Below are 274 nucleotides of genomic sequence, written 5' to 3'. Positions count from 1 at the left end.
GGGCAAGATTGTGCAAGGATTTCAGTGCAAAAAGCAGTCTGGTTCTTTTCATATATTCGCATCCCAGCCGTACTACTTCTTCAAAGTTTTTTCCTTCTCTGTCCAGCTCTGTCAGCTTTTCCATAAGAAGTCTCAACTCCGTTCCTGCGCTCAGTGTATCAAAAACATGGATCCTGGCTTCCGGATGTGACTGCTGATACATCTCCTTTGCCACCAGCGCTGAATTATAAGTTCCGGAAAGAGTACTTGTCATTGTTCCCACATAAATAACATC

Annotated in this window: 1 protein-coding gene; it reads right to left on the bottom strand. The window is 43.8% G+C overall.

From position 1 onward, the window contains the following. Positions 1-274, bottom strand: a 274-nt coding sequence (locus QVP40_RS11680) for a DegV family protein (protein ID WP_288200535.1), incomplete at both ends; no start/stop codon positions are given.

The organism is Blautia sp. CAG:257, from assembly GCF_000433815.1.
GTDB classification, from domain to species: Bacteria; Bacillota; Clostridia; order Lachnospirales; family Lachnospiraceae; genus Blautia_A; species Blautia_A caecimuris.
This window is presented reverse-complemented; position numbering and strand designations above follow the sequence as displayed.